General features: G+C 39.5%; 27 protein-coding genes. 14 read left to right on the forward strand and 13 right to left on the reverse strand.

Annotated features, from left to right (window positions below; translation table 11 throughout):
* Window positions 1-101: 101 nt before the first annotated feature.
* Together GYM62_RS18030 and GYM62_RS18035 are read right to left on the reverse strand one after the other, a co-directional pair.
* A complete protein-coding gene (locus GYM62_RS18030; protein WP_219957424.1) occupies window positions 102-1,304 on the reverse strand; it encodes a 6-bladed beta-propeller in 1,203 nt (400 codons plus the stop codon).
* Between the two features lie 10 nt (window positions 1,305-1,314).
* Window positions 1,315-1,668 (reverse strand): hypothetical protein, encoded by a 354-nt coding sequence (locus GYM62_RS18035; RefSeq protein ID WP_219957425.1) that lies wholly within the window; start codon window positions 1,666-1,668, stop codon window positions 1,315-1,317.
* A 635-nt stretch (window positions 1,669-2,303) separates the two neighbouring features.
* Between GYM62_RS18035 and GYM62_RS18040 the strand changes: the two genes are divergently transcribed.
* From GYM62_RS18040 to GYM62_RS18065, 6 genes are all read left to right on the forward strand, one after another.
* Window positions 2,304-2,543 carry a type II toxin-antitoxin system ParD family antitoxin gene (locus GYM62_RS18040; protein ID WP_219957426.1) on the forward strand — a complete coding sequence of 80 codons (240 nt, stop codon included), beginning with the start codon at window positions 2,304-2,306 and terminating at the stop codon, window positions 2,541-2,543.
* A complete protein-coding gene (locus GYM62_RS18045; protein WP_219957427.1) occupies window positions 2,536-2,688 on the forward strand; it encodes a type II toxin-antitoxin system RelE/ParE family toxin in 153 nt (50 codons plus the stop codon). Before GYM62_RS18040 ends, GYM62_RS18045 begins: the two co-directional genes overlap by 8 nt.
* 276 nt (window positions 2,689-2,964) lie before the next feature.
* Entirely contained in the window at window positions 2,965-3,114 is a 150-nt protein-coding gene (locus tag GYM62_RS18050) for a hypothetical protein (protein ID WP_219957428.1), read from the forward strand.
* A gap of 189 nt (window positions 3,115-3,303) precedes the next feature.
* Window positions 3,304-4,767, forward strand: coding sequence for a 1-hydroxycarotenoid 3,4-desaturase CrtD (gene crtD / locus GYM62_RS18055; protein ID WP_219957429.1), 1,464 nt, complete (start codon window positions 3,304-3,306; stop codon window positions 4,765-4,767).
* A gap of 31 nt (window positions 4,768-4,798) precedes the next feature.
* Window positions 4,799-5,041, forward strand: a complete 243-nt coding sequence (locus GYM62_RS18060) for a DUF433 domain-containing protein (RefSeq protein WP_144607535.1) — start codon at window positions 4,799-4,801, stop codon at window positions 5,039-5,041.
* Window positions 5,038-5,391, forward strand: coding sequence for a DUF5615 family PIN-like protein (locus tag GYM62_RS18065; protein WP_144607536.1), 354 nt, complete (start codon window positions 5,038-5,040; stop codon window positions 5,389-5,391). The genes GYM62_RS18060 and GYM62_RS18065 overlap by 4 nt, the downstream gene beginning before the upstream one ends.
* A 15-nt stretch (window positions 5,392-5,406) precedes the next feature.
* Here the strand turns inward: GYM62_RS18065 and GYM62_RS18070 are convergent, their stop codons facing one another.
* The gene (locus GYM62_RS18070; protein WP_144607537.1) at window positions 5,407-5,907 is read right to left on the reverse strand and encodes a regulatory protein RecX; all 501 of its coding nucleotides are present in this window, start codon (window positions 5,905-5,907) and stop codon (window positions 5,407-5,409) included.
* A 68-nt stretch (window positions 5,908-5,975) separates the two neighbouring features.
* Between GYM62_RS18070 and tpiA the strand changes: the two genes are divergently transcribed.
* The 5 genes from tpiA (at window position 5,976) to GYM62_RS18095 (ending at window position 12,031) form a co-directional block, all read left to right on the forward strand.
* Window positions 5,976-6,737, forward strand: a complete 762-nt coding sequence (tpiA, locus tag GYM62_RS18075) for a triose-phosphate isomerase (protein WP_144607538.1) — start codon at window positions 5,976-5,978, stop codon at window positions 6,735-6,737.
* 4 nt (window positions 6,738-6,741) lie between these two features.
* Window positions 6,742-7,569 carry a 50S ribosomal protein L11 methyltransferase gene (prmA, locus tag GYM62_RS18080; protein WP_144607539.1) on the forward strand — a complete coding sequence of 276 codons (828 nt, stop codon included), beginning with the start codon at window positions 6,742-6,744 and terminating at the stop codon, window positions 7,567-7,569.
* 286 nt (window positions 7,570-7,855) lie between these two features.
* Window positions 7,856-9,580, forward strand: a complete 1,725-nt coding sequence (gene recJ, locus GYM62_RS18085; RefSeq protein ID WP_091653257.1) for a single-stranded-DNA-specific exonuclease RecJ — start codon at window positions 7,856-7,858, stop codon at window positions 9,578-9,580.
* 181 nt (window positions 9,581-9,761) lie between these two features.
* On the forward strand, window positions 9,762-10,502 hold the full coding sequence (lptB, locus tag GYM62_RS18090; RefSeq protein WP_144607541.1) for an LPS export ABC transporter ATP-binding protein: 741 nt from the start codon (window positions 9,762-9,764) through the stop codon (window positions 10,500-10,502).
* Window positions 10,502-12,031, forward strand: a complete 1,530-nt coding sequence (locus GYM62_RS18095) for a GH3 auxin-responsive promoter family protein (protein ID WP_144607542.1) — start codon at window positions 10,502-10,504, stop codon at window positions 12,029-12,031. The genes lptB and GYM62_RS18095 overlap by 1 nt, the downstream gene beginning before the upstream one ends.
* A gap of 3 nt (window positions 12,032-12,034) precedes the next feature.
* Here the strand turns inward: GYM62_RS18095 and GYM62_RS18100 are convergent, their stop codons facing one another.
* Together GYM62_RS18100 and GYM62_RS18105 are read right to left on the reverse strand one after the other, a co-directional pair.
* Window positions 12,035-13,540: a S10 family peptidase gene (locus GYM62_RS18100; protein WP_144607543.1), complete on the reverse strand. Its 1,506-nt coding sequence runs from the start codon at window positions 13,538-13,540 to the stop codon at window positions 12,035-12,037.
* Between the two features lie 10 nt (window positions 13,541-13,550).
* Window positions 13,551-13,889: a tRNA-binding protein gene (locus GYM62_RS18105; RefSeq protein WP_091653249.1), complete on the reverse strand. Its 339-nt coding sequence runs from the start codon at window positions 13,887-13,889 to the stop codon at window positions 13,551-13,553.
* Between the two features lie 72 nt (window positions 13,890-13,961).
* Between GYM62_RS18105 and GYM62_RS18110 the strand changes: the two genes are divergently transcribed.
* Window positions 13,962-14,315 (forward strand): hypothetical protein, encoded by a 354-nt coding sequence (locus tag GYM62_RS18110; protein WP_144607544.1) that lies wholly within the window; start codon window positions 13,962-13,964, stop codon window positions 14,313-14,315.
* 47 nt (window positions 14,316-14,362) lie between these two features.
* Here the strand turns inward: GYM62_RS18110 and GYM62_RS18115 are convergent, their stop codons facing one another.
* The 6 genes from GYM62_RS18115 to GYM62_RS18140 all read right to left on the reverse strand — a co-directional run bounded on the left by GYM62_RS18115 (window position 14,363) and on the right by GYM62_RS18140 (window position 20,446).
* Complete coding sequence (locus tag GYM62_RS18115; RefSeq protein ID WP_144607545.1) at window positions 14,363-15,097, reverse strand: HisA/HisF-related TIM barrel protein; 735 nt, start codon at window positions 15,095-15,097, stop codon at window positions 14,363-14,365.
* A gap of 161 nt (window positions 15,098-15,258) precedes the next feature.
* Window positions 15,259-16,302 (reverse strand): YCF48-related protein, encoded by a 1,044-nt coding sequence (locus GYM62_RS18120; protein ID WP_219957430.1) that lies wholly within the window; start codon window positions 16,300-16,302, stop codon window positions 15,259-15,261.
* 6 nt (window positions 16,303-16,308) lie between these two features.
* The gene (locus GYM62_RS18125; protein WP_219957431.1) at window positions 16,309-17,220 is read right to left on the reverse strand and encodes a hydroxypyruvate isomerase family protein; all 912 of its coding nucleotides are present in this window, start codon (window positions 17,218-17,220) and stop codon (window positions 16,309-16,311) included.
* 195 nt (window positions 17,221-17,415) lie between these two features.
* The gene (locus GYM62_RS18130; RefSeq protein WP_370627642.1) at window positions 17,416-18,699 is read right to left on the reverse strand and encodes a Gfo/Idh/MocA family protein; all 1,284 of its coding nucleotides are present in this window, start codon (window positions 18,697-18,699) and stop codon (window positions 17,416-17,418) included.
* A 49-nt stretch (window positions 18,700-18,748) separates the two neighbouring features.
* Window positions 18,749-19,735, reverse strand: a complete 987-nt coding sequence (locus GYM62_RS18135) for an SUMF1/EgtB/PvdO family nonheme iron enzyme (protein ID WP_255590427.1) — start codon at window positions 19,733-19,735, stop codon at window positions 18,749-18,751.
* A gap of 60 nt (window positions 19,736-19,795) precedes the next feature.
* Window positions 19,796-20,446 carry a DUF3365 domain-containing protein gene (locus tag GYM62_RS18140; RefSeq protein WP_144607548.1) on the reverse strand — a complete coding sequence of 217 codons (651 nt, stop codon included), beginning with the start codon at window positions 20,444-20,446 and terminating at the stop codon, window positions 19,796-19,798.
* Between the two features lie 153 nt (window positions 20,447-20,599).
* Here GYM62_RS18140 and GYM62_RS18145 point away from each other — a divergent pair, with 153 nt between their 5' ends.
* Together GYM62_RS18145 and GYM62_RS18150 are read left to right on the forward strand one after the other, a co-directional pair.
* On the forward strand, window positions 20,600-23,413 hold the full coding sequence (locus GYM62_RS18145; RefSeq protein ID WP_219957433.1) for a YCF48-related protein: 2,814 nt from the start codon (window positions 20,600-20,602) through the stop codon (window positions 23,411-23,413).
* A 214-nt stretch (window positions 23,414-23,627) separates the two neighbouring features.
* Window positions 23,628-24,851, forward strand: a complete 1,224-nt coding sequence (locus GYM62_RS18150; RefSeq protein ID WP_219957434.1) for a cystathionine gamma-synthase family protein — start codon at window positions 23,628-23,630, stop codon at window positions 24,849-24,851.
* Window positions 24,852-24,866: 15 nt separating this feature from the next.
* Here GYM62_RS18150 and GYM62_RS18155 read toward each other — a convergent pair whose 3' ends face one another.
* Window positions 24,867-25,391 carry a GNAT family N-acetyltransferase gene (locus GYM62_RS18155; protein ID WP_144607551.1) on the reverse strand — a complete coding sequence of 175 codons (525 nt, stop codon included), beginning with the start codon at window positions 25,389-25,391 and terminating at the stop codon, window positions 24,867-24,869.
* An 84-nt stretch (window positions 25,392-25,475) separates the two neighbouring features.
* Complete coding sequence (gene prfA / locus GYM62_RS18160; protein ID WP_144607552.1) at window positions 25,476-26,552, reverse strand: peptide chain release factor 1; 1,077 nt, start codon at window positions 26,550-26,552, stop codon at window positions 25,476-25,478.
* Window positions 26,553-26,671 lie beyond the last annotated feature (119 nt).

A 26,671-nucleotide genomic window follows, 5' to 3' on the forward strand; every position in this document is an offset into this window, starting at 1 on the left:
TTAAGAGGATAAAACCTATAAAATTGAAGCTAAACCTGTAACTAGATATTATTGATAGAATGAATTTTTTCAAATAATTAAATTGTTATAAGAAGTGTCTTCTATCGATCTTTAATTCTCATCAAAACAATGATGGGGTTATCCTCAATTTTTATTTTTCCCAAGCTTTTTGTTTTGATTTCTTTTTCATCGTCCAATGAAAATGCAGGAAGAATAATGTCGACTAAATGGTCTTTGTATACCACTTCATGTCTAATCCCAGAGTAGTATGAACTGATAAAAATTTCTTTTGGAAAATCAGTTAAATCATTTATGATTTTCCTAGTGTGGATTGTAGTTTTCTCCTTCTTAAAATCAAGGTATTGAATAGTGTGGTTGAAATTTTTCTCTTTAAAATAATATGAGAAAGCGAGTAAATTAGGAGTGCTAGCATTCAAAACTGGAAATGTTACTTTCCCTTCTGATTCATTTTGAAGAATTTGCAATTGTTCTTGAATACTTAAATTTCTGATATTAGGATCTAATTTAAAATCTCCAAAATCCAATCTCAAATAAGGAAAAGCCTCTTTATTTTGCAATCGATAAATGGTATCCTGATACATCAATGAAATCAACAAAGTATCATTTCCTGTGTATGCAAAACTTTCTGTAAAGGGAGAAAAGCCTGAATTTCCAGGAGGTATATTTTTATCAAACAAAACTTTCTTCGTTCCTTTTTTGTCCACTGCAATAATATCCCCGTTAGTTGGGGAGTCATTTACAGTATTTTCTATTTGCTGTGTGGCGAAGTAATATATTCCGTTCTTCCTTCTGACTGAATTAGCCAATGCTATTTTGATAGGTTCCGATTTTATGAACTCAAGGTCAGGGAGAGAGTAAGAAATAATTCTTGTATTATCGGAAGCAAAATCAATTATCTCAAGACTTTTTTCTGATTCATCAACGAAAAAAGGACCTAATTGTCTATACCTGTCTGGCCCATCTCCCTGATTGGATAACTTTTTAAAGAATTCACCTTTTAAATTGAAAATAAAAATAGACTGTTGTGAACGGTCTGCAACATAAATAAAGTTGTCTTTAATTTTTATTTCAGTGATTTGCCCAAGAAATGACTTCTCATTTGTTTCTAGCTTAACATATGAAATGGAATCTACAAACTGCGAAAGATTGATTTCGTTTTTAGCCTCAGTAGGGCTTACTTGAATAGTTTTTAATTTTTCTACCTCAACTTGTTTTTCACTTTGAGTGCAAGATGACAAACCTAAACAAACTAAGATAAAAAGAAAATGGCTTAAAAATTTCATAGTTCTTCATTTAATTTGAATAACATCCGCAACCTCCTAAACCATTACATCTTGCTGTTTTCCATTTGGGGCAGCATGCCTCGCAAACCATAGATATGTTATTGCCATAAGTATATTCATAATACGAACAATAATTTCCATCGCATGATGCTTCACCTGCAAATCCTTGACTTGAAGCTTTTCCTATTGGAAGAATGCTTAAAATAATTGCAGTTATAACTAGGCTTAAAATTTTTAGTTGATTTTTTAGTTTGTTCATATTCTTTTTAATCTGAGTTGCAAACACATCCGAATGAGGAACAGTTTGGAGATTTACCTGCAGGACAACAAGCTTCACATGAATTGTAGGGTTTACCTTGAGCATAATAAGTGTAGTTACATGATCCTCCAGGACATGCCTCAACACCACCTAACGTCTGGGCGCCAATTTGAAATGATGATGAACCTAAAAGTCCTACCAAACATGCAGAAAATAAAATCATCAAAATAGTGAAGCCTCTCTTGAAAACAACTGAGTGAAAGTTTGAATTTCTCATAACTATTTATTTTTAAACAAGAAAAAAAAAAAAAATAGTCTAAGTCCAAATATTAGTTTTTAGCAATACTTCATTTTACATAGGCGGTTTGAATAAATTGCGAGTGGCGTGACAAGTTAAAGGAAACCAACACGTTTTAAGTTTTTTTATAATGTGGCCATCTGGATATAATTCTAAACGAGCGTTTAACGATCTCAGAACTTCATGGAAGAATCGCCGAGGCAACTAGCTTCAGGAGGATATTTGAGAAGATATAATATTGGGTGCTTGATGCCCGATGATTGATGAAAAAAGCCTTGAGATTAAATTTTTCAAGGCTTTTTTATGCTTAATAAATAAGTACTAAGCCTAACGCAGTTTTATCTTTTCTGCTGCCTTTTTTCTAAAACCCATTTAAAGTATTCTCAATCCAGAATACCTTGTGATTCATTTTTGGTGTATATTTACATCAAATGAAATTAAAATGACCAGACAAAGTATTACACTAACCAAACCAAATGATGAATGGCTCAAGTCCCAAGTGGATAAAGAGGAGTATTCTAGCAAAAGTGAATTGGTGAATGATTTGATAAGACAGGCGAGAAAGAAGCAAATAGAAGTCGACTGGATCCGAGAAAAACTTGAAAAAGCTGAATCCAGCGGATTTACTTCTGAAAGCAAGGAAGAAATTTTAGCTCAATCAAAGAATTTGTTAAATGGCTGAATATCGCTTGAGTCAAGCAGCTAAGATGGACTTGATTCGAATACACCATTTCGGAGTTCAGCGATTTGGAATGGCTCAGGCAGACAAGTATTTTAATTCGTTTTTTCAGTATTTCGAAATTATTGCCAAAGGCCTTATTCGTTAGAACCTGTAGATTTTATTAAAGAAGGATACCGACGTTGTGTTTGTGGGTCCGATAGCATTTATTTTCGAATTGAAAACGGGACAGTAGAAATTATGGCAAGTGTTGGGAGGCAGGATTTGAATTCCGTTTTGTAGAAACTTTACTGCTTTCTAATTTTTTTAATTCTTCAGTGAGAATACCCACGCACAGGTAAGTTCCGTCAAGACTTGACTCGAAAAAGAGATTTTTGCCAGCTTGTGATATAAAATCTTTTATTTCCTAGAAAATAGCTTCTGGATGATCAAAGTAAGGCGAATTGGATGGTTACCTGAAAAAGCACAAGAAATCGTGGATTTATTGAAATACGATTTCAATATTATCTATGAAGATGCAGCTTCTATTGGGAAACGTTTTAAAGCTTTTCATAACAGGAAGGAGTATGAATAAAAATACATAAAAAATGAATTGATTGTATTTTAAATCATTAAAAAAGTTTATGATTATCAGTTATTTGTAGTTTATATTTTTCTGAAATCATACTCAATTTTTAAGCTCATGAAAGTGCTTTTTTGAAAGAGTTTTTGAAATGATTATAACTCCAAGTTGATTTTTGTAGTTTGCTTTTTGATTAAGGTTATGTCTAAAAAAGCAATCATCATAGGTTCTGGAATAGCGGGACTGGCTTCATCTGTGCGTTTGGCAGCGAAAGGCTTCGAAGTGGAAGTCTTTGAGGCGAACTCATACCCTGGAGGAAAACTTTCAGAAATTCAATTAGGCGCTTACCGTTTTGATGCAGGGCCATCTCTTTTTACTCTTCCTGAGCAAGTTGAAGAACTGTTTAGGCTTGCGGGAAAGGACCCCAAGGACCACTTTGAATACCAAAAGCTGGATATAGCCTGCCATTATTTCTGGGAAGATGGCAAGCAAATCAAAGCATTCGCGGATATCAATCAATTTGCGGAGGAAGTGGAGACGAAATTAGGAGAACCTGCTTCTCATGTGAGAAAGGCTTTAAAAAACTCAGCCTTCATCTATGAGAATTTGTCTCCTCTTTTTATGCATAGGTCTTTGCATCAATTCAGTACCTGGACCAATGCTCAAGCGCTCAAATCTTATTTAAAAATGGGTCAGCTGGGTATTTTTTCAACTATGAATCAGGCCAATGAGGCCTTATTCGAAAACCCAAAAATGGTTCAGCTTTTCAATCGATACGCTACTTACAATGGTTCAGATCCTTATCAGACTCCTGCGACCTTAAATATTATTCCACACTTAGAATTCAATCGGGGAGCATATTTTCCAAAAAAAGGGATGCACGACATCACCCAGAGTATTTTCAAACTCGCGAAGTCTATGGGTGTACAATTTCACTTCAATTCAAAAGTGGATGAGATCCTGGTTGATAAAGGCAAGGCAGTGGGAATAATCGTTTCTGGGAAGGAAAAAAAGGCTGATCTAGTGATCAATAATATGGACATGGTAAATGCCTATAAGAGCCTTTTGAAAAAGCAAAAGCAACCCAAAAAGCTATTGAATCAGCCCAAGTCCAGCTCTGCCTTGATTTTTTATTGGGGAATCAAGAAGCAGTTTAAGCAACTAGGGCTACACAATATCTTATTTTCTGAAAACTATAAAGCTGAGTTCGAGCATATTTTTGAAAAGGGCAGTATATACCAGGATCCGACTGTCTATATCAACATTACCTCAGTCTGTAAACCCGATGATGCCCCTGAAGGTAGTATGAACTGGTTTACCATGATCAATGTGCCGAATAATCAAGGGCAAGATTGGGATCAATTGATTCAAGTGGCCAAGAAAAATATCATTTCCAAAGTGAATAGGGTGCTTCAAACTGATATAGAATCATTGATTGAGGTAGAAGAGATTTTGGATCCAAGAACCATTGAATCCAAAACTTCCAGTGCCCAAGGAGCACTTTATGGAAACAGCTCCAATAATAAGTTTGCTGCTTTTCTCCGGCATGCAAATTATTCATCCTTTATCAAAAATTTGTATTTCTGTGGAGGCTCTGTTCATCCTGGAGGAGGAATTCCTTTATCCCTTCTTTCAGCGAAAATTATGATTGGTTTTATAAAATAGCCAATAATTTAAATTTATCGTAAATTGAAGTATGAACTGGAGAGAACACATCACATTTGATAATCGTGTTTTGTTAGGAAAACCTACCATCAAAGGAACCAGGATTTCTATTGAGCATATTTTAGATCTTTTGGCTTCTGGATGGTCTGAGAAGGACTTATTGGAGAATTACCCAAGATTAACGCCCAATTCAATTCGTGCAGTTTTTGCCTACATTCAGGAAATGATGAAGGATGGGTTTCTTTTCTCAGAAGCTGCTGAAAGTGGTAAATGAAGTTTTTAGCTAATGAAATTATTCCTCAAGCCAGTGTGAAATACCTTCTAAGTAAGGGCTGGGATATAATTTCTGTTGGCTTGGATTTTTCAGGGATAAGTGATGAAGAAGTAATAAAAATCTCAAATGAACAATACCGGACAATTCTTACCCATGATAGTGATTATGGAGAATTGATCTTTAAATATGGCTTTAGGCCTAAGGTTGGTGTGATCTTTATACGTCAGAAACCAGAAAATCCTGAATTTACTGGAAGGCTATTGGAAAAAGTGGTGAACTCTAAAAATATTTCATTTGAAGTTGCTTTGACTGTGATTGATCAAAATTCAATTAGGCAGAAAAGATTTTGAACTGATTGAGATTTCTCACTTAAGACTTTCCAAGGCTTCTTGAATCAGATCTTGCTCAAATCCTTTTTGCATCAGATAACCAATGACCTTGTACCGCTTTTTATATGGATCGGACTCATTCGTTTTGGCCCATTTTTTTTCTGTTTCTGTCAATAAAGTATCGTAATATTCTTCCGGGTCAATTTCCAAAAGGCCTTTTCTGATTAATTCTTCAGGAATCTGACGCATTTTCAATTCCATTTTGATCCTGTTCTTTCCCCATCGCTTCAATCTGAACTTCCCTCTGCAAAAGGCTCTAGCAAAACGCTCCTCGTCTAAAAAATTTTCCTTGACCAAATAGCTAATAAGCTCTTCTGCCCTTTCGTCTGTGATTCCTTTCTCAAACAATTTCCTTCGAACTTCCCAAGAACAGCGCTCCTGATATGCACAGTAGGTGGAAAGCTTTTCCTGGGCTTCAGTAAAAGTCCAGGACTTTTTTCCAGACTGATTCAGGTTATTTTTTCCCCAACCGGACATTTTCCTTAATTTTATTCGAGATTATGACGATTTGAATATCCCAAACCTAATAAAATTTTAATTCTATCATGCGCAAAAAGATAATAGCCGGTAACTGGAAAATGAATATGACTTTTGATGAAGGCCAAAAATTGACCTCTGAGATCATAAACATGTTCAAGGACGAAAATATCCAGGATGTACACATAGTGCTGAATCCACCCTTTCCTCACCTTTTTCCAGTAAAAAAACTGATTGGGGATACCCCGGGAGTTTATTTGGGAGCACAAAACTGTTCGGACAAAGAATCAGGTGCATTTACTGGTGAAGTTTCTGCAAAAATTTTGGCTTCCTTCGGCGCGCAATATGTCATTATTGGACATTCGGAGCGAAGAGAATATTTTAAAGAAAACAATGAGCTGCTCTCTGTAAAAGTAAAACAGGCTTTAGAGCATGGACTGACTCCAATTTTCTGCTGTGGCGAATCTTTAGAAATCAGAGAAGCCGGTACTCACGAGCCTAATGTTAAGTTTCAGCTGACAGACTCTCTTTTTGATTTGAGCGCAGATGAGATCAAAAAAGTAGTAATTGCTTATGAGCCAATTTGGGCGATCGGAACAGGTAAAACCGCAACCTCTGACCAAGCTCAGGAAATGCATTTTGCTTTGAGAAGACATTTAGGTTCCAAATATGGCAAAGATGTAGCTGCAGAAATCTCAATCCTTTATGGAGGTAGTATGAATGCCGGAAATGCCGCTGATTTACTTTCCAAGCCAGATGTGGACGGAGGCTTGATTGGCGGGGCTTCATTGAAGTCAAGAGACTTTATCGAAATCGTAAAATCTTATTGATTCTATGGATTACCTGGAGTTTAAAATCAGTTGCCGGGAAGAATTCCGGGAAATCCTCATAGCTGAATTATCCGAAATAGGTTTTGATTCCTTCCTCGAGACAGAGGAAGGAATTGATGTATATGCCCCATCGGATTCTTTTGACAGGGAAAGTTTTGAAGGTGTATTGTCCCAATACCAAGATGCGGCGAGCATTTCGGTGAAAGAAGGGAAAGTTGCAAAAGTCAACTGGAACGAAGAATGGGAAAAAAACTATGATCCCATATCGGTAGGAGACCTAGTTTATGTCAGGGCCTCTTTTCACCCATCCCAAGCAGGATTTCAACATGAGATAGTGATCAATCCCAAAATGTCTTTTGGTACAGGTCATCATGCCACTACTTACCAAATGCTGAAACTTCAGGGCGAGGTAGATCATCAGGGGAAAAGAGTCTTGGACGTGGGTTCCGGAACAGGCATATTAGCCATCATGGCGCATTTGTTGGGAGCAAAGGAAGTTCAGGCATTTGATATCGATGATTGGTGTTTGGACAATGGCAATGAGAATTTCGCCCTGAACGGGATGGATATTCAAATGGGTTTGGGAACTATCAGAGATGTAAATCCTTCAGGTCTATTTGATATCGTATTGGCCAATATCAATAAGAACGTGTTGCTGAATGAGATTCCTATATATGCCGGCTTATTAAAGCCCGATGGCTTTTTGTTTTTGAGTGGATTTTACACTCCGGATGTGGATGACCTGATGGAGATAGCAAGTCCCTTGGGGTTAAAACTGGAAAAGCAGTCCGAGCGAAATCAATGGGCAGCTTTAGTATTGAGGAATAGTTGATATGCAAGAATTACTCATTTATGCGTTGATTTTTTTGGCACTGATTGGTCATTGTCTGCTTGCAGGAAAAATGTACCGAACTGTGCATTCAGATAAAAGTCTGACGATTACTGAGAAGAATGAATGGAAACTGAAATCCCTGATCTTTCCCGCGTATTTTTGGTTTGAGTACAAAAAACTAAAAAAAGCTCAGGACTGAACTATTTCGGTTTTCAAGGGCTTGAAATGCTACGATCTATTCAATTTGAAGAGATTTTCATCTTAAATACTTTTGTAATTTAGTCACATGGAGTACGTCTGGAAACAAAAACCCAAAGCCTCACAAAGCACAATTGAAAAACTGGGGAAAGAGATTAATGTCAATCCCATTTTATCAAATATGCTGATCAATAGAGGGGTGGAGTCTTTTGATCAGGCAAAAGATTACTTCCGCCCCAGCTTGAGCCAGCTGCATGATCCATTTTTGATGCAGGATATGCATCAGGCAGTTACCCGAATTGAAAAAGCGATTGCCAATCAGGAAAAGATTCTGGTGTATGGGGATTACGATGTGGACGGGACTACGGCAGTGGCTTTGGTTTACAGCTTTTTGAAAGGCTTTTATCCTTTGGTGGATTTTTACATTCCGGATAGATACAAAGAGGGCTATGGTATCAGTGAAAGAGGAGTCCGCTATGCCGCCGAGAATGACTTTGCTTTGGTAATTGCCTTGGATTGCGGGATCAAGGCCATAGACAAGGTCAATTTAGCTTCCCAGCTCGATGTGGACTTTATCATTTGCGATCATCATACTCCGGGCGAGGAGCTACCTAAAGCTATTGCTGTTCTTGATGCAAAAAGAGAGGACTGCAATTATCCATATAAAGAGCTCAGTGGCTGTGGCGTTGGCTTTAAACTGATTCAAGCCATTGCAAAAAGCAGGGGAATGGATGAGTCTAACCTGTATGCTTACTTGGATCTTTTGGTAGTAAGTATAGCAGCGGACATTGTGCCTATTACGGGAGAAAATAGAATTCTTGCCTATTACGGCCTAGATAGAATTAATAATACCCCAAGGGCTGGACTGAAAGCTTTGATTTTGCGAAGCAAAATCGAAAAGGAAATAGGGATCTCGGATATAGTCTTTAAAATCGGACCAAGAATCAATGCTTCTGGAAGATTAGAACATGCCAAAGCTTCAGTAGAATTGCTAATCTCTACTGATTTGGAGGAGGCAATTGAGCGAGCTAAAGTAGTGGATGAGGTCAATGCAACTAGAAGGAATTTTGATGAAAATATTACTCGGGAAGCCTTTGAAATGATCGCCGAAAGAGAAGAACAGGCGGAGTGGAATTCAACAGTTCTTTTCAAGGAAGATTGGCACAAAGGAGTTATCGGGATTGTAGCGAGTCGTTGCATTGAAAAATATTATCGGCCAACCATTATCCTGACCGAATCCAATGCCAAAGCTACAGGAAGCGCACGTTCGGTGGTGGATTTTGATATTTATGAAGCTATCGCTGAATGCTCGGATTTATTGGATCAATTTGGGGGACATAAATATGCGGCGGGATTGACCCTTTCTGTGGATAATGTACCAGCTTTTCAGGCGAAGTTCGAGCAGGTAGTCAAGAGCCGGATTGAAGAGGTTCATCGCAAGCCCGTAATTGAAGTAGACGATGAGCTTTTACTCGATCAGATCAATTATAAATTTCATAATATTCTAAAGCAAATGGCTCCTTTTGGCCCCGGAAACACCGAGCCAGTATTTAGAATATCCAATGTATATGCAGAAGATGTGGCGGTTCTAAAAGACAAACACCTTCGCTTTAAAATTGTCCAAGATGGCCAACTCACGACTCCCGTTTGTTTGGGTTTTGGAATGGCTGACCGAGCAAAAGATCCGGATTTAACCACAGTAAATATGCTTAGGGGAAGAATGCGGTTTGATATAGTTGCCGAGTTGAGAGAGAATTTTTTCAGAGATAAGAGTAGCTTGCAGCTTTATGTGAAGGATATCAAATTTGATTGAGAACTCAGCTAGCTTAAATTTGATACAATATCCTAAATAAAAAGAGCAGTGTGAATTAAGAGATTCCTCAAAAAATAAATTGTAATCTTATAAAACCGAGCATGATCAAAACCTCAAAAATTAGAGTGATAAGTACATCATCTGAAGGTTCCATTTGATTATTATAGACAATTATTAAGAGATGAAACTAAGGGCTGAACATTTGGTGAAAATCTACAAGGGAAGAAGAGTCGTGAATGACATTTCCGTAGAAGTAGAACAGGGAGAAATTGTTGGGCTTTTAGGTCCAAACGGAGCTGGAAAGACGACCTCTTTTTACATGATTGTTGGTTTGATTCAGCCCAACGAGGGAAAGATATTTTTAGAAAATGACAATATCACCAGCCTTCCCATGTATAAGCGAGCCCAATTGGGGATTGGTTATCTGGCTCAGGAGGCTTCAGTTTTCAGAAAACTATCTGTAGAGGAAAATATCATGGCGGTTTTGGAAATGACCAAAATGCCCAAGCAGCAGCAAAGGGAAAAAGTTGAAAGTTTATTGGAAGAATTTAGCTTGACCCATGTCAGAAAAAACTTGGGAATGGTCCTCTCAGGTGGTGAGCGAAGAAGAACTGAAATAGCCAGAGCTCTGGCAGTGGATCCGAAGTTTGTTTTGTTGGATGAGCCCTTCGCCGGAGTGGACCCTATTGCAGTTGAAGAAATTCAAACCATAGTAGCTAAGCTGAAAACCAAAAATATTGGTATTTTGATCACGGATCACAATGTTAATGAAACGCTATCTATCACAGATCGAGCTTATTTGATGTTTGAAGGGAGGCTTTTGAAAGCCGGAACAGCTGAGGAATTGGCTGCCGATGAGCAGGTTAGAAAGGTATATTTGGGAAGTCAATTTGAATTAAAACGGAAAATTTTTAACCAATAATGGAAGTACTGAATAGCTTCATGACCTGGATTTTCAAAAATCGATTAGGTCAAATTGAAAATTTTAAAGAAAATCCACTTGAAGTTCAGCACGAGATTTTTTTAGATCTGATAGAAGCAGGTAAGCGAACCAAATTCGGGAAAGAGTTTAATTTTTTAAGCATTCGAACTTATCAGGATTTTGCGAAAAATGTACCTGTACTCGATTATGATGGGATCAAACCCTATATCGATAAAATCATGAAAGGGGAGCAGTATGTGCTCTGGAATTCAGAAATAGAATGGTTTTCCAAGTCCTCCGGCACTACCTCTAGTAGAAGCAAATATATCCCTGTTTCGGAAGAGAGTTTAGAGGAATGTCATTATAAGGGGGGAAAAGACATGGTTTCTATCTATGTCAACAATTTTCCTGACTCCAAACTCTTTTCAGGCAAAAGTTTATCTATTGGAGGAACGCTCGAGAAAAATCCACTTAATCCTAATGGAACCGCTAAAGCTGGAGATATTTCGGCTGTCATTATGCAAAACCTTCCTATTTGGGCTCAGTTTGTCAGGACACCATCCCTTGAAACAGCACTCATGAGTGAGTGGGAGGAAAAAATCGAGAAAATGGCCAGAGAAACCATGGATGAAAATGTGGTTTCAATAGCAGGAGTTCCTACTTGGACTATTGTTCTTCTGAAGCGGATTATGGAGCTAAAGAAGGCTAAAAATATTTTAGAAGTTTGGCCAAACTTAGAAGTTTTTTTCCACGGTGCGGTGGCATTCGGCCCATATCGATCTCTTTTTAAAGAATTGATTCCTTCAGAGAAAATGAGGTACATGGAAACCTACAATGCTTCGGAGGGATTTTTTGGATTACAGGATAGGCCTGATTCAGACGAGTTATTGTTGCTTTTGGATTATGGGATTTTCTATGAGTTTATTCCGATGGAAGAATGGAGTAGCGAAAATCCAACCTTAATTCCATTAGGCGATGTGGAGGTTGGTAAAAACTACGCAGTTGTCATCACAACCAATGGCGGATTATGGAGATATAAAATCGGTGATACCATTCGATTTACCTCTACCTATCCTTATCGATTCAAAATATCCGGTCGAACCAAGCATTTTATCAATGCTTTTGGGGAAGAAGTGATTGTGGAAAATGCAGAAAATGCCATAGCCTTTGCAGCAGAAAAAACTCAGGCAACAATTTTAAATTTTACTGCAGCACCTGTTTATTTTGAAAGTAGCGGGTCTAAAGGTGCACATGAGTGGATCATTGAATTTAAAACTCCACCCAAAGACGGGGAGGAGTTTAAAAAGCTTTTAGATCAACATTTGAGAGAGATTAACTCTGATTATGATGCCAAAAGGTATAAAGACTTGGCATTAACCCAGCCATTGATCCATTTTGCCCAAGAAGGCCTTTTTGAAAGCTGGCTGGGAAAAAAAGGGAAATTAGGAGGCCAAAACAAAGTGCCTAGATTAGCAAATAATCGAGAATATCTAGAAGAGCTCCTTCCCTTATTGAAGGAGCAAGAGTAGAGGTTAAGGAATCAGCTTTTCCAAAAAAGCTCTGATATCCCTTGCGAGGGCATCAAAATCTTCTTGACGATTATACATCATGTGTCCAGCCTCGTAATACTTCATTTGAATTCTCTCCTGGGGGAAATTATGTCTAGCAAAAGTATATTCTGCATCAAAGAATGGAGTAATTAAATCATAATATCCATTTGCGACCATTACCTTGAGAGCAGTATTTCTGTGCATCACCTCGCTCAGTGATCTGGCAGTACTGACATAGCTTGGCTCCCAGTAAGCTCCGTCAGGTACTGGCCTCCATCTCCATGATGAGCCAATCGTACTATTTGAACTCAGATAAGGCTGATCTAGCTTTACTTGCAAATCGTCTAATAGATACTGGTTGAAAACTGCAGAATAGGCTGCTTCGGTCATGTAATCGCTGGGATCCCCTAACACCGGGCCTTCCGCAACTTGATCAGTCTCTACTGCCGCAAATCTTCCATCTAAAGTTCCGATGGCTTTTCCTTCCCGTCTCAATAATTCTTTTTTGAATCGGTGCATCAAGATTTGATTATCCGAGCGAAGGATATAATCTTTTTCCAGACCAGTGAAATAGGATAGCCTCTCTGCTATTTCCTCCTTTTCCGATGCAGATTGAAGCTCACCTTTAAATAAGGAGGGTAAATATTGCTCATAAGCAAATGTTCTAGCTTCCTGTGCAAATTCCTCAATAGATTTACCCTTTCCTGCTTTTCCATGGTAGCGAGCAGTGAGTGCCATCGAAGGGAGGTATGTAAAATTTGAAACCAGATTATCCTGCCAAGAAGAGGAGCCTTGATAATCTAAGGCCTGAGAAATCAGAATAATGCCATTAAGGGCTACATGTTGACCTCCTTCTTCCAGCACCTCCGCAACCTTAGCAGCCCGGGTTGTGCCAAAGCTTTCACCTGCTATGAACTTAGGGGCTTGCCATCTTTTATGTTCTTTAAGCCAAAGTCTGATGAATTGGGATATTGATTCGGCATCTTCTACTAAGCCCCAATAATCTTCATTTTTTCCCTTACCCATCACTTTACTGAATCCTGTACCGATTGGATCTATAAATACCAAATCTGTGATATCAAGCAATGCTTGTTTATTGTCGACAAATTTAAAAGGAGCAGCTCCATCATCTTGATTCGCTTCCGAGTCTACCTTGACTACTTTGGGGCCAAAAAATCCCATGTGTAACCAAATAGAGGCAGATCCAGGGCCGCCATTGAAAATAAAGGTGACAGGTCTTTTTTTATGATCCGAGTTCTCTTTTAAATAAGAGGTGCTCCACATCGATGCGGTGACCTCCCCTTTTTTGTTGGTTAAAAATGTTTCTTTGACCAAGGCTTTGTAAGAAATCTGCTTCCCGTTAAAAGTACCGCTGTGAATTGTTGCAAAAGCCTGAGGGCTTCGATTTACAGAAAGACTGTCTTGGGAAAACCCATTAATTAAAGTGCTTTGAAGCAAAAGTAGGATAAGGCTGAGTTTTTTGATCATGGCTGATTTATTAATGAAGTTTTGATCCATTGGGAACAGGTCTTTCCACCGAGGTTAAGACAATTGCGTTATCTGAATTTGAAAATCCGGTGATCAAGACTTCTGACATGAAGTCTGCAATTTGGCGAGGCTTGAAATTTACTACACAAACTACTTGTCTTCCCATCAAATCTTCATGAGAATACAGGTGAGTTACCTGAGCAGATGACTTTTTTATTCCAATATCTTCTCCAAAGTCAATCCAAATTTTATAGGAAGGGTTGCGGGCTTTTTCAAAATTTTCGACTTGGATAATTGTCCCAACCCGAAAATCTATTTTTTCGAAATCTTTGTAATCAATCGTTTGCATAAAAAAATTTTTATTATTTTTAGAAACCTTTTACAAACCTAAGAGTTAAACACTGGTAATCCAATTCTACAAATGTTCAATTATTCACCATTTCCTTTTAAAAAAATCGGATTCTTCACGGGGGCTGTTTTGGGAATGTGCCTGATGGCAGAAGAATCTTTCGCTCAGAATGATCGTGATAAAATTGAACCAGAATCGGCTAAAATCTTGGAAAAACCACTTTTTGACGAACAAAATGTTCAAGAAGTGATAATTCCGAAAGTGCTTAGTCCATCTAAGTCCAATTCAAACCCTCTTCCAATTCCTTCAACTCCTATCAGAAGAGAAGTTGTTTTGAATCCAGAGGGTAAAAAAGTTGAGCCACTACCGTCAACATTATCGTTCAACATTTTTCTTTATGTAGTGGACAAATTCAAAGCAGATTAATTTGTGTTTTCTTAATAGCAAAGAAAGAGGCTTTTTGGCCTCTTTTTTTATGCTTCTTGTATAAAGTTTTCCAGGTCTTTTAAGGTGATTTTACCTTCATAGTAGGCTCTTCCAAAAACAGCGGACCTGACTCCGATATCTCTCATTTTTTTAAAATCATCGATTCCTCTAATACCACCACTAGCTGCAAGGTGAATTGTAGGGAATCGATCAATAATTCTTTGGTATAGTTCCAAGTTTGGCCCTTCCATCACTCCATCCCTGGAAACGTCAGAGCATTTAAGATACTTCAGTCCTCTATCATAGAAAAACTCAATATGATCAAATAAATCAATACTGGTCTTTTTCAACCAACCACGGATTTTAATTTTATTATCTACTGGATTAGTATCAGCAGCAAGATTGATTTTTTCCCTGCCATAGGAAAGGATAAATTGTGCAAACCGCTCTGGGTAATTCGCGGCTGCTGAGGAAATAGTAACTGATTTTGCTCCAAATTCGAAACATTTAATCACGTCTCCATCAGTGGTAACCCCTCCTGTAAAGTCAACTTTCAGGTCCGTATAGCCTGTGATTGCTTCCAGAATGTGATAGTTTTTAGGCTCGCCTCTTCTGGCTCCATCCAAGTCTACGAGATGAAGTCTTTTAAGTCCGATAGACTCAAACTCCTGCGCTATAGCAAGAGGGTTATTGGAAATTACCTCTTCAGTAGCGAAATCGCCTCTTTTTAGACGAACGCACTTGCCATTGATAAGCCATATTGAAGGAATAATTTCAAACATATTGATTCTATTTACTGGGATTAGTTGGATAAGATAAAAATTTTCAATCAAAGATAATACAGAGTCTGTCTTTACTCATAAATATCCTTTAATTCTTTACTAATATTTAATAGGATACGTGCATTTTCTCCAAATAGGTTAAAAAATTCACCTGTTTGTTTTCAAAATGTCAATTTTCCTACTTTTCCTTGTGCACCAGATGCCCATAGGGTACCTTCTGACTGACTCATTTTCACAGCGTGAAAGCCCTCATTTTCTGAGCTAATTTTCTCCCAATTTAAACCTCCATCTTTGGAAAAATCAGTACCATTAGGACCTACAGCCACTACCCACTGAAATCTCGGGAAAAAAGAAATTCCCGATCTATATCCAAAAACACTAGTTTCCGAATTGATCCATTTTTTATCTTCTGGTAGAAAAATCCCTAAGTTACCTTCATTTTGATTTTCATGAAGATAATCACCACCTGTGACAATAATTTCTCCTTTACCTGTCGAGGTCAAAGCAAAAATACCTTGAGAAGATTCACCTTGTTGTAATGGGCTTTTAAATTTTTCCCATGAATTTCCCCGATCTTTTGAGACGTAAAGGTTGGCCTCTTTTCCGCCACTGCCTAAGTATAGGTGATCACCTTCAGCGATCAAAGAAGATGCACTGGCAGCAAATCCTGCCTCTCCCTCAGCTGCTTGGGGTAGGGAATCTATCAATCTCCAGCTTTCTCCCTGATCTACGGTTTCCAAAATTGTCCATCGCCCGTCTTCTGGATCTCCGAAGACATAGCCTCGCTCTTCAGTAGCAAATGTTATCCCGTCTAAAAAGGCCTTCTCAGAGGCTTGATGCTTTAACACCCAAGTTTTTCCTCCATCCAGGGTTTTATAAATGACAGCAGGCTGACCAGCTGATACTGCTACTGCTTTTTCTGCATCAAAACCATAAATAGATCTAAAATCTACGGTATCTAATCCGGCTATGGTACCTGAATCCCAGGTTTTGCCACCATCTAATGTGCGCATCCAAGTTCCCCGGCTTCCACTAACCCATACAATATCACCTGTAACGGGTGAAAGACCTCTCAATGAGCTCTCCTTGGGTGTGGAATAGATCTCCCAACCTTGAGGTTTTTCTGGTACTACTTCGTGACTTACTTTTTGACAGGAAAAAAGCGCTAGCCCTAAGGCAAGCGCCAACAATTTTTTTTGAATCATTTTTATTTATTGAACATCTACTTTTCGATAAGCATCAATCAATGCCAACTCTCCATCCTTTCCTGGCATGGCATTGCCGTGCTCCATTCCTAGAATTCCGTCGAATCCTTTTTCATGAATGAATTTAAAAACATTACCATAATGTATTTCGCCTGTTCCTGGTTCCTTTCTGCCTGGATTATCTCCGATTTGAATATAGGCAATCTCATCCCAGGTATTTTGCATGGTGGCAATAAGGTTTCCCTCGTTTCGCTGCATGTGATAGATATCATAAAGTATCTTACAGGAAGGACTGCCCACCGCTTTACATATCATATAAGTTTGATCTGCATTTCTTAAGAAAAGCTCTGGGGTGTCACTTAGGGGCTCCAAAACCATAGTCAAACCATGGAGTTCGAATATTTCCGCTCCTCGCTTTAAAGCTTCTATCACGTTGGCTGTTTGGATTCCGATTGGCATTCGTCTTTCATAAAAGCCTGGCACAACAGTCATCCACTTGGCATTGACTCTTTTTGCAACCTCAACGGATTTTTTGCAAGTATTCAGAAAGTTGTCCAGAAACTCTTGCTTGCCAGTCGTCAGGGATGTTTTCCAATTATCTCCACCATCCACAACAAATACTCCCATTCTCATATTTAATTGTTCCATGGTCTTGGCAATTAGGTTCTGATCATCGATGGATCGACCTAGCATCCCGTTGTCTTCCAAGGAGCGAAATCCCTGATCCGCCATAAACTTCAGTTCATCGGCTAAACCTCCAGGGGCTGAATTCTTAAACATCCCAAAATGCGGGGCAAAATCCATTTTGAAAGGCTCTTCTTCAAGTCTCTCGGAGTAAGCTGGAAAGCTTAATGCCCCTGAAACACTCATGACTGTTCCTCCTAAACACAGCTTTTTTATAAATCCTCGTCTTTTCATCTGTTTATAATTTGTTTTTCAAAGGTCAGATGGAATGCCCAGGGTAATCATCCCCCTCCCGATCCGCCGCGGCGGACGGGACAAGTTGTGTGAGATTTTTCCTCATGGACATTTCATGTGTAGATCAATTTTTTATGTCAAGTATGAAATTGTTTTTCCAATCAAGGGCTTTTACTACCTGATAATTTTTTTTCATTAAATCACCTGGGTCTTTCCTGGAATCGCATGAGGATAGTAGCCATCTTCATTTGGCAATACTTTAGGCGAAGTATCCCAAGCTAATTTTTCAGGGAAAAGGTCCACTTTGCCATTTAAGGCTTCTTCCCAAGTCAATACTTTTCCTGAATAAGTAGCGTACCTACCCATAATAGAGGTCATGGTACTTTTGGCAGCATTCTCGGCATCGGCAAATTTGTATTCACCTTTGAAAAGTGCATCCCAAAGTTCATTATGTTCTTGCTGATAGGGATTGACATTGTTTTCCCTATTATGAGAATAGATAGCATTTCCTTTCCAATCGGATAGGTTACCATGATTTCCAGCGCTTAAATAGGCTTTTCCTTTGGTTCCCTGAAAAGATTCATCTACTCTGTTTGCTGCGCCTGGGAAATGCCTGCATTCACTGTGAATTACCGAACCATCAGCATAGGTAAAAGTGACTACATGATGATCGAAAATTTCCCCATGCTCTTTTCCTGTTCTGACAAGCCTGCCTCCTGTGCCTTCAGCCTTCACGGGATACCCTTGTTTTACCCAATTTGCCACATCGATATTATGGACGTGCTGTTCAGTAATGTGGTCTCCACAGAGCCAGTTGAAATAATACCAGTTCCTCATTTGATATTCCATTTCAGTTTGTCCGGGCTGCCGCTCTCTTACCCAGACTCCTCCATCATTCCAGTAAACCTGACCCCCGGTAATATCCCCTATCGCACCGTCGTGAATTCGTTGAATGGTTTCTCTATAATTACTTTGATAGTGTCTTTGAAGTCCAACCACCACATTTAATTTCTTAGCCTTTGCTATTTCAGCCGCAGCCAAAACTCTTCTGATTCCTGCAGCATCTGTTGCTACCGGCTTTTCCATGAAAATCTGCTTTCCTTGATTTACTGCTTCTTCAAAATGCGGTGGCCTAAAACCTGGAGGTGTGGCTAAAATCACTACATCTGCTTCAGCAATGGCTTGTTTGTATGCATCGAAGCCCACGAACTTCCTTTCCTCCGGCACAACTACTTTTTCTGCTCCATATTTATCCAAAATTGGTTTCAAGCTTCCGTCTAGCCTATCCCGGAAGGCATCAGCCATAGCAACCAGTTTGATGGGATGACCGGTTTCGAATGCCTGAAATACAGCCCCGGTGCCTCTACCGCCGCATCCTATCAGGGCTAGTTTGAGGTGATTGTCAGGCGCAGCATAGGCCTTGGGCAAAACGAAGGGGGATGTTAATATTCCTCCTGTAATGATTGCCGAAGTTTTCATGAAATTCCGGCGTGAATGTTCAGGTTTCATAAGCAGGTTATTTTTAGGTTTAATAATCATCTATTGGAGCCTTGGTATAATAGGCTTTGATTTCTTCCGGACTAGGTGGGTTGAGAGGTCTGACAAGTCTCATTCCCAGGAATGGTGCTTCAGGGAACCACCATTGACTTTTTGGTATTTGCGGATCCAATTGCTTCCACTTTGGCTCACTTTGGAATCGTCTGGCGCTACTGATTTCTTCCGCCTTGTGCTTATAGCTTCCGCCTCTGACTACTCTGGGATAGAGTTTTATCGAGGGGTTTTGTGGATTCTTTTCCGGCGATCTCTCATAAAAGTCCGCTTCATATTGGTCGGAAGTCCATTCCATGACATTTCCATAGATATCAAAAAGCCCCCAAGGATTGGCTTTTTTTAAGCCAACTTTTTGAGTGCTTTCATTGGAATTTTCTGCTATCCAGGCGTATTCGGAGAGCTTCTTTGCATCCTCTCCAAAAAAATAGGATGACTTAGTTCCTGCTTTTGCAGCGTATTCCCACTCTGCTTCTGTTGGGAGCCGGTAAAAAATGCCTGTTTTCAAATATAGCCAATGACAATATTGAATGGCCCCGTATTGAGTCATTCCAATGGCCGGCTTTCCTTCTTTTCCCATTCCGAATGTCATATCCAGATAAGGAAGGCTTGGACGGCTAAGGCCGTCTACAACTTGCCCGATCGGGCCCTCTGAAATCGCTGTTTCATAATTTTTGTCTAAAAAAAGCTCAAAAGCATCCCAGGTGACCTCATGTGTGCACATCCAAAAAGGTTCTATCTCGACCCGGTGAGCGGGGGTTTCATCCGAATATTTTTCATTAGCCGAACCCATCAAAAAGCTTCCCCCCGGAATTGGAACCATGGTAAACTTTACCTGAGTTCCAGGAATGACTTGAGTATAAGCTTCAAACAGTTCACGGTTTTTCAGGATCCATGCTGTAAAAAGGGCCGCAATAAAAAGCAAAAGAATTCGATACCGGAAAAGCATAAATTTTGACTGAATCATGAATGAGTCAATCAAATTAGGGGAAAGTCCCCAAATAAAAAATAAAATTTCTTGGATTGATTACATCCTTTTAACAACCTCCTTTTTGGGGATTTTAATGGACCACATTCCTCTCAGGTCACCGATCTGATGACCTTTTGCCTGATCTTGTGGATAAAGCTCATTTAGCTTCTTTAATGTTTCATCGTTTATGTCCTTACCGGGTTCGCCATGGCAATTGAGACAAAGTCCTCCTGGTATGATGATGGATTTACTGTAGAGATAGACCTCCCCATTTTCAATTTTTTGAATATTGGGGGATGGTTCAATTTTATTCTCCATATCATACTCATAGGTTTCTAAAATCCTTTTTTCCATCTCATCCGGCTGATCTTTGGGGTTACGGTACTGATTGGATACTCGCTTTATTTTAACATCGTATTTTTTCGCTACCTCTTGTAAAATTGGGAGGGCATTTACATTGCAAAACTCGATAGCACCTGCCACCCCTTTTTCAGAGATTGCGTTTTGGAGATTTGAAATAAGTTGGTTTTGTGCCTCTTGACTAATTGAGTCTCCCCAAATCATGGCTGCTTCAATAATTTCAGCTTCATTCAGCTTTTTCACCTCCATGGCTTGGTTTACTTCTTCAAAAACTTCTTTAGAAACTCTTTCACCTGATCCACATGCTACCAGTACCGGGAAAAGAGAGAATATGACTTGCTTTTTCATCTTATGCGAATTTGTATTATTAAAAATACCCAACCTTGATCAAACACAGGCCAGTAAAATTGGTTTTTTTTGGTTTGGATTTAAGGCTTTCTACTAAACTGCTTTGACATGAGCGTAAATGACTTATTTTTGTTTTAGTACATTTTCAGCTTCATGAAAAAAATCTCTTTCTTACTCCTTACTTTTTTCTTTTCGTACCACTGTGCACAGGCCCAGACCTGGACTAGATTGCAAAGTTGGGGTTTGGACTTGGAAGCTGTTTTTTGGGTGAATGATAGCATTGCCTATGCAGGAGGGGAAAGGTTATTGATCAAAACAAGCAATGCCGGCCAAACTTGGGAAGAATTAACCTATCAATTCGATGGCAGAGTTGTAGATCTGGTTTTTAAAAATTCAAATTTGGGTCTTGCTGTAGGTAATTCGGGCTTGATTTTAAAAACTGTAGATGGAGGTAATTCTTGGTCCAAAATAAACATTGGGCAATCCTCCGATTTCCATGATATCAGCTATAATGGGGAAAACAATTGGATTATATCGGGCTCATCAGGAAAAATATTCGAGTCCACGAATGACGGGACTTCTTGGCAAGAAAATTCCACAGGCCAAACGAAAGCTATTTTTGGAGTGGAGTTTATTAATAGAGACACTGTTTATGCTGTTGGACAGGAGGGTTTGATATTAAGGAGCTTTAATAAAGGAGCTTCCTGGACAAGCCTAAATTCCGGCCTAACGGAATCTCTGTATGCTGTCAGGTTCTCCTCTCCATTAATTGGATATGCAGCTGGAGACAATGGAAGAATGATCAAAACCATTGATGGGGGTAATACCTGGCAACTATTGAATACTGGTACAAATGTCAAATTGAATGATTTGAAAATTGCTCCAAGGGATGTTAGAATTATTGTTGCTGTCGGTGAAAATGCTACTTCGGTCAGGTCTGCGAATTCGGGGTCGAGTTTTGCGCGAGCTAATTTGGGTGCAACCAACACCAGAAATATTTTAGGATTATCATTTATCCCTGGTTCCAATACGGTTTTTGCGTCCGGTCAAGATGGGTACTTGATTTCTTCCGCCAATGCCGGAAGCACATATACCCAAAGGTTGGCAGGATATAGAAATAACTTCACCTCCGTAGATTTCAAAACTGACAGGGTTGGATTTGTGGCTGGTGAAAGAGGAGAGTTTTTGGTTAGCTCTACTTCAGGCAGAACTTTTGTTTCAAGACCTATACCAGAACAATTTACCATCAGTGCAATTGATTTTTGGAATACTGCCTTTGGCTATATATCAGGTCCTGGGGGTAAGATTTATCGAACTAGTAACTCAGGCTCAGCGTGGGGAGAATTTAGTATTAACACTACCCAACGAGTAGATGGCTTTTATCTTTTTGCACCTTCGGTTCTTTACCTGGCAGGGACTAATGGCTTTATTACTAGATCTTCCGATTCTGGAGGTACTTGGGATTTAAGTGTTACTTCTAATTCCACGACCAATTTGAAAGATTTGATGTTTTTTGATTTTGCTATTGGAATTGCAATTGGCGAAAACGGCTTAATTCTATATTCTTTTGGTGGAAGTCAATGGGAGCCGGTCAATTCGGGTACAAGCAGGAATCTCAATGGGTTAGCAAAACTTGGGGAATTTCAAGCCATAGCCGTCGGGGATGGAGGTACTATTATCAAAACTGAGGACAAGTCTGAGACTTGGAGAAGTATTGACAGTGGAACTACCGAAGATTTACTTTCAGTTGATTTTTTCGATAGCCAATTTGGTTTTATTTCCGGCAAGAATGGATTGGCGCTAGTAACCAAGGATGGAGGAGAATCCTGGACAAAAATCGAGACAGGGACCAGTAGAAACCTGAATGCCGTCAGCGCGGGAACCCCTTTCATAGCTTATGCAGCCGGGGACGACGGAAGTATTCTCATCTATAATTGTGTCCCCCCCACTGGAGCATTAAGTGAGATTTCTGGTGCTTCAGAGACTTGCCTTGAAAGCCAGATATACCGAATTACAGATAACCAAATAGCCGGAACTCAATTGGTATGGAGAGTTGATGGAGGGCAAATCATCAACGGGCAAGGAACCAATACGGTTGAAGTCGAATGGACAGACCCGGGAAGAAAAGCCATCTTTGTAAGTAGAAGCAATTTTTGCGGAGCAGGTGAAACCTCTTTTCTGGAGGTCAATGTATCTCAATTACCTCCAGCTAATCTGAAAATTGATGGAAATGGGACTGTTTGTGAGACGAATGAGGAGTCTTACCAGCTTCCAAATCTGCAGGGTATCAGCTACACTTGGGAAGCCAATGGCGGAGAAATACTCAGCGGACAGGGTACCTCGACTGTTCTAGTTAAATGGATAAACCCTGGACTTGGAAGTTTGAAAGCTACCCCAGAAAATGCTTGTGGTCAAAGGGAAACAATCACTCTTCCCATCCAAATCAATGCATTACCTACTGCTCCGGACCAAATTTCAGGAGAGAACCTAGTGCCTCCAGGAGAACAAACCTATTCAGTAGCAGTCAATGAGGGCCATAATTATCAGTGGTCATTAAGCGCGGGTGGTAGAATCCTTGAGGGTCAAGGAACTGGGAAAGTTCGAGTTAGATGGGAAAGTGAAGGTAATTTTGAAGTTCAGGTAAGAGCGCAGAATTCCTGTAATTTTAGCGAGGAAATTAAATTGGGCGTTCAAGTAAGTTTGATCACAGCCTTGGAACCAAACAGCGGAGACAGTACTTTAAAAATCTTTCCCAATCCAAGTGAAGGGGATGTATTTATAGAATCTGATTTCTTGGATACATGGAACTGGGTGGAAGTTTCCAATCAGCGAGGTCAGGTAGTTTTTTCCACACCTGTTTCCCCGGGTTTAAAAAGTATAAGATTAACAGACTTGCCAAAAGGCTTATTGATTTTTAGACTTTCGAATAAGGATAGATTGATCAGTAAGAAAATCTGGATTCGTTAAAATTATCCAATTCCTAATTAGTTAAAGGAGAAGCGCTTCATTGATTAAGAATTCCAAATAATATTCTGTCAATAAAGAACAATATCTAATTTATTTCAAAAAATTCAGAATATAGGACTGAATGAACTTTTGATACAAAATAAAATAAGGAATTAGGAATTGAAAAAGTAAAAACTTTTATGGTGATTTGAGTAAAATATAAACCCAAATACCCATGCACCCAGAAAGTTTAATGATGTCCTATGGATACAAGCCGGAATGGTCTGAGGGAGCAGTCAAATGCCCAATTTTTCAGACGTCCACTTTCGTATTCAAAAGCGCCCAAGAGGGAAAAGAGTTTTTTGAGCTTGCTTATGGCAAGCGGGAAAGAAACGTAGGCGAGCAACCTGGTTTGATTTACTCTCGCCTTAATAATCCGGATTTACAGATTTTGGAAGAAAGACTATCTCTCTGGGATCAGGCGGAAGAGTGTTGCGTTTTTGAGAGCGGCATGTCTGCTATATCTACTGTTTTTCTTGAATTCCTGAGGCCGGGAGATGCCCTGCTTTACAGTATGCCTGTTTATGGCGGAACAGATCACTTTATCAACAAAGTTTTACCAGAATATGGGATCAAAGGAATCGGATTTACGGAGAATGAGACAGAAGATGAACTTTTGGCGAAAGCAAAAGGGCATCAAGTCAAAATGGTATATGTAGAATCTCCAGCCAATCCTACCAACTCTCTCTTTGACTTGGAGCTATGCAGCAAAGTAGCAAAGCAATTAGGAGACAAAGAATCTCCCGCCCAGCTTGTAGTGGATAATACTTATATGGGACCATTGTGGCAACACCCACTACAGCATGGAGCGGATTTGGTTGTTTATTCCGCTACCAAATATATCGGTGGGCACTCTGACCTGATAGCCGGAGCGGTATTGGGAAATGCCAAGCTGATGAAAAGAGTCAGAACCCTTCGGACATTTTTGGGAAATATGGCCGGACCTTGGACAGGTTGGTTATTGATGAGAAGTTTGGAAACTCTAAAGGTTCGAATGACTCAGCAGGCTGAAAATGCCCGAAATGTGGCAGATTTTTTGAAAGCTCATCCAAAAGTAGAAAAAGTATATTTCCTTGGGCATTTACAAGAAGGAGACCCGCAATACGATATTTATAAGAAACAGCTTAGCTGTGCCGGGGCGATGGTTTCTTTCGATATTAAAGGAGGAGAAAAAGAGGCCTTTGGTTTTCTGGATAATCTCAAATTATTCAAACTGGCCGTTTCCCTAGGGAGTACGGAGTCCTTAGCACAGCATCCGGCTACTATGACTCATTCGGATGTAAGTGATGCAGACCGAAAAATGTTGGGAATATCAGAAAAGTTGGTTCGCCTTTCCATAGGAGTGGAGCATTATGAAGACTTGATTGCCGACGTCAGCCAGGCTCTAGAGCAGGTTTAAGAAAAAAGGCGAGGATTATTCCTCGCCTCTTATTTTTACATATTGAAATAAGTCGCCGACTACTCCTCGTTTAATAAATGCTTTTTTCAAAATTGCCTCAGGAATATAGCCTGCTTTTTCAAGCACATTCATAGATTCCCCGTTGAAATCATATACTTGAGCATAAACTCGCTGAATGTCGAATTTGTCAAACAGGTGCTTGGTAAATAAACGCACAGCCTCCGTAGCAATTCCTTTTCGCCAAAAAGGTTCACCAACCCAGAAACCTAATTCCATATTGGTTCTCAATTCATCCTTCCCTCTTTCACAGCCGATTGCTCCTGCTAGTTTTCCTTGAAACTCTATAGCAAAATTCTGAGGGGGATTAAACTTTTGATTGTGTTCGATCCAATGCCGGGCATCGTGAATGGTATAAGGCTGAGGAAAACTATCCCTCAGATTCATGGCTATTTTTGGGTTGTTGGCAAGAGGATATAGCTGATGGAAATGGGCCTCATTCCATGTCACTAGGTTGATATCTCTTTCTCCGGCAATGATCATAAGAACTTTTCAGTTATTTCTTCAAGATACTAGTCAAAAATCACATTCTGCAATATTCATTCAACAATTATGCAAAAGGAAAAATTATTCCTCCAAACCCGAGCTCTGCATCTTCTCCAAGTTTTCTGCAAAGCGTAAAGCGGAGATAAATTCCTCAATGTGACCGTCCATTACCTCGGGTAGATTGTATACGGTTTTGTTGATTCTGTGATCCGTCACTCGTGATTGTGGATAATTATAGGTTCTGATTTTATCCGATCTGTCACCACTGCCAACCATAGATTTTCTTTGAGCTCCAACAGACTCATTGTGTTTTGCCAGCTCAATCTCATACAATCTCGAACGAAGTACCTTCAATGCTTTCTCGAAGTTCTTGATTTGAGACTTTTCGTCCTGACATGTCACAACCAATCCTGTAGGATTGTGAGTTAGTCTTACGGCAGAATAAGTGGTGTTGACAGATTGTCCTCCAGGCCCGGATGAGCAATAAGTATCTTTTCTGATATCATTCATGTCCAAGTGTACCTCCACTTCGTCCATTTCAGGTAGAACTGCCACTGAAGCTGCTGAAGTATGAACTCTCCCTTGAGATTCGGTAGCTGGAACTCGCTGAACTCTATGAACTCCCGATTCATATTTCATCATTCCATATACATCTGCACCGGAAATGGTAGCGATAATTTCCTTGTATCCACCTGCTGATCCAAAAGTTAAATCCAAAACAGTAAGCTTCCAATTCTGCATTTCGCAGAAACGCTCATACATTCTAAATAAATCTCCAGCAAAAATTGCGGCTTCATCCCCACCGGTTCCTCCTCTAATTTCAAGAATACAGTCTTTGGAATCATTGGGATCCTTGGGGATGAGTAATTGCTTCAATTCATTTTCAAGCTCTTCTTTTCTTTCCTTTAACTCCTCCAACTCAGCCTTAGCCATATCTCGAAAGTCAGGATCTTTTTCTTTATCCAGAATTTCCTTGGAACTCGAAATATTTTGCAGGACTAGATTATACTCATCGTATACAGCTACAATTTTTTCAAGGTCTTTATATTCCTTGGTTAGCTTGGCATACTTACTCATGTCCGCCATGGATTCAGGCAACACGATCAGTTGACCCACTTCTTCAAACCGTTCTTTTATTGATTGTAATTTGTCCAGCATACTATTTTATTCGCAAGGCAAAATTAAGGATTTATCTTTAGTTGCTGATTCCTTTCCTTATAATTGTCCTTGTATCATTTAGATTTGATTTTTCGTCTCCTACATTGATATTATTATTG

The sequence above is a fragment of the Algoriphagus sp. NBT04N3 genome (genome assembly GCF_019443765.1).
GTDB lineage: Bacteria > Bacteroidota > Bacteroidia > Cytophagales > Cyclobacteriaceae > Algoriphagus > Algoriphagus ornithinivorans.

Bases quoted from the DNA above. Each gene is read 5' to 3' on its own strand.
- GYM62_RS18060 (WP_144607535.1), top strand. From the start codon at position 4,799: ATGAACTGGAGAGAACACATCACATTTGATAATCGTGTTTTGTTAGGA.
- GYM62_RS18100 (WP_144607543.1), bottom strand. From the start codon at position 13,540: ATGATCAAAAAACTCAGCCTTATCCTACTTTTGCTTCAAAGCACTTTA.
- lptB (WP_144607541.1), top strand. From the start codon at position 9,762: ATGAAACTAAGGGCTGAACATTTGGTGAAAATCTACAAGGGAAGAAGA.
- GYM62_RS18155 (WP_144607551.1), bottom strand. From the start codon at position 25,391: ATGATCATTGCCGGAGAAAGAGATATCAACCTAGTGACATGGAATGAG.
- GYM62_RS18040 (WP_219957426.1), top strand. From the start codon at position 2,304: ATGACCAGACAAAGTATTACACTAACCAAACCAAATGATGAATGGCTC.
- GYM62_RS18110 (WP_144607544.1), top strand. From the start codon at position 13,962: ATGTTCAATTATTCACCATTTCCTTTTAAAAAAATCGGATTCTTCACG.
- prfA (WP_144607552.1), bottom strand. From the start codon at position 26,552: ATGCTGGACAAATTACAATCAATAAAAGAACGGTTTGAAGAAGTGGGT.
- GYM62_RS18050 (WP_219957428.1), top strand. From the start codon at position 2,965: ATGATCAAAGTAAGGCGAATTGGATGGTTACCTGAAAAAGCACAAGAA.
- GYM62_RS18120 (WP_219957430.1), bottom strand. From the start codon at position 16,302: ATGATTCAAAAAAAATTGTTGGCGCTTGCCTTAGGGCTAGCGCTTTTT.
- crtD (WP_219957429.1), top strand. From the start codon at position 3,304: ATGTCTAAAAAAGCAATCATCATAGGTTCTGGAATAGCGGGACTGGCT.
- recJ (WP_091653257.1), top strand. From the start codon at position 7,856: ATGGAGTACGTCTGGAAACAAAAACCCAAAGCCTCACAAAGCACAATT.
- GYM62_RS18135 (WP_255590427.1), bottom strand. From the start codon at position 19,735: ATGATTCAGTCAAAATTTATGCTTTTCCGGTATCGAATTCTTTTGCTT.
- GYM62_RS18065 (WP_144607536.1), top strand. From the start codon at position 5,038: ATGAAGTTTTTAGCTAATGAAATTATTCCTCAAGCCAGTGTGAAATAC.
- GYM62_RS18105 (WP_091653249.1), bottom strand. From the start codon at position 13,889: ATGCAAACGATTGATTACAAAGATTTCGAAAAAATAGATTTTCGGGTT.
- GYM62_RS18150 (WP_219957434.1), top strand. From the start codon at position 23,628: ATGCACCCAGAAAGTTTAATGATGTCCTATGGATACAAGCCGGAATGG.
- prmA (WP_144607539.1), top strand. From the start codon at position 6,742: ATGGATTACCTGGAGTTTAAAATCAGTTGCCGGGAAGAATTCCGGGAA.
- GYM62_RS18145 (WP_219957433.1), top strand. From the start codon at position 20,600: ATGAAAAAAATCTCTTTCTTACTCCTTACTTTTTTCTTTTCGTACCAC.
- GYM62_RS18045 (WP_219957427.1), top strand. From the start codon at position 2,536: ATGGCTGAATATCGCTTGAGTCAAGCAGCTAAGATGGACTTGATTCGA.
- GYM62_RS18030 (WP_219957424.1), bottom strand. From the start codon at position 1,304: ATGAAATTTTTAAGCCATTTTCTTTTTATCTTAGTTTGTTTAGGTTTG.
- GYM62_RS18130 (WP_370627642.1), bottom strand. From the start codon at position 18,699: ATGAAAACTTCGGCAATCATTACAGGAGGAATATTAACATCCCCCTTC.
- GYM62_RS18115 (WP_144607545.1), bottom strand. From the start codon at position 15,097: ATGTTTGAAATTATTCCTTCAATATGGCTTATCAATGGCAAGTGCGTT.
- GYM62_RS18140 (WP_144607548.1), bottom strand. From the start codon at position 20,446: ATGAAAAAGCAAGTCATATTCTCTCTTTTCCCGGTACTGGTAGCATGT.
- GYM62_RS18095 (WP_144607542.1), top strand. From the start codon at position 10,502: ATGGAAGTACTGAATAGCTTCATGACCTGGATTTTCAAAAATCGATTA.
- GYM62_RS18035 (WP_219957425.1), bottom strand. From the start codon at position 1,668: ATGCTCAAGGTAAACCCTACAATTCATGTGAAGCTTGTTGTCCTGCAG.
- tpiA (WP_144607538.1), top strand. From the start codon at position 5,976: ATGCGCAAAAAGATAATAGCCGGTAACTGGAAAATGAATATGACTTTT.
- GYM62_RS18125 (WP_219957431.1), bottom strand. From the start codon at position 17,220: ATGAAAAGACGAGGATTTATAAAAAAGCTGTGTTTAGGAGGAACAGTC.
- GYM62_RS18070 (WP_144607537.1), bottom strand. From the start codon at position 5,907: ATGTCCGGTTGGGGAAAAAATAACCTGAATCAGTCTGGAAAAAAGTCC.